Annotated in this window: 1 pseudogene; it reads left to right on the top strand. The window is 61.5% G+C overall.

The features are described 5' to 3' along the window. Positions 1–83 precede the first annotated feature (83 nt). Positions 84–1,291, top strand: a pseudogene (locus IPF36_RS17785) (IS4 family transposase). The last annotated feature ends 9 nt before the right edge of the window (positions 1,292–1,300 follow it).

Raw genomic sequence — 1,300 nt, 5'->3', positions numbered from 1 at the left:
TAATGCCGTTCAGTTAAGTCTGAACGGCATTTTTCTTTGCAGGGGTTGTAAACAAGGTGTCGAGCTGTTAACTTGCCGTTCCGATGCTATCGGAACAAGTCCACGCCACCCTTGAGCTTAGTGAGCCGGCCAGTTTTGCCCGGCTCAGCGAGCACCTGCCGATGGCTTGGATTGAGCAAGCGCTGGCAGCCTCGGGGACAGCGTCCGTTCGCCGGCGCCGACTGCCAGCAGAGCAGGTGGTCTGGCTGGTCATCGCGCTGGCGCTCTATCGGCACCAATCGATTCCCGATGTGCTGGAGACGCTGGACCTGGCACTGCCCAACGATGCCAACGCCTGTGTCAGCAAGAGCGGGATCGCCCAAGCCCGCGAGCGGCTTGGAGACAAGCCTCTGTTGTGGCTGTTCGAGCAGACCGCACGGGCGTGGGTGGCTCAGGATGCTGCGCACTACAAATGGAAGGGCTTGGCGCTTTACGCCATGGATGGGACCACCTTCCGCACTGCCGATAGCCCTGAGAATCGCCTCCACTTTGGCGCGCAGAGCTACGCCAGCGGCAAGGTCGCCAGCTATCCACAAGTCCGCGGGGTCTCGNNACGATCTTTGACAAGGGCTTTCTGGCCGCAGAGATCCTGTGGGGCTTGCGCATGGGCGGCAGCGAGCGCCACTTCCTGATCCCCGCTAAGAAGAATCTGCAGTGGGAGTTGCTCTCAGGCAACGAGGGCGATGGCATCGTCCAGATGAAGGTCTCGCCTCAGGCTCGCCGCAAGAATCCTGCCTTGCCAGAGACTTGGACAGCTCGCGCGATCCGGGACGAGGACTCAGACCGCGTCCTGTTGACCTCGTTGACAGACCGTCGGCGCTTCAAGGCAGCCGACATCATTGGGTGCTACAAGCGCCGTTGGGAAATCGAAACCAGCTATCGAGAACTGAAGCAGACGATGCTCGGGGCCGAACTGACCTTGCGCAGCCGCCAGCCTGAGGGCGTGCATCAGGAAATCTGGGGGGCACTGATTGCGTACAACCTGGTGCGTCTGGAGATGGCCAAGGCTGCGCTCGAGGCCCGCGCCGAGCCCACCGACTTGAGCTTTGTGCTGGCCTTGCGCCTGATACAGGGCGAGTTGATCTGGGCAGCCGGCATGGCCCCAGGCAAGCTGCCGGCCCACCTGCAGCGCATGCGCGCCAAACTTCAGTTGGCGATCGTCCAAAAGCGACGGGGGCGTAAGTGCCCCCGTGAAGTCAAAGCCCTGCCTAAGCGCTACACCGTCCGGTTCCTCAGAAAGGACCTTAACTGAACGGCATTA

Source organism: Cupriavidus sp. IK-TO18 (assembly GCF_015549295.1).
Classification (GTDB): Bacteria; Pseudomonadota; Gammaproteobacteria; order Burkholderiales; family Burkholderiaceae; genus Cupriavidus; species Cupriavidus oxalaticus_A.
This window is presented reverse-complemented; position numbering and strand designations above follow the sequence as displayed.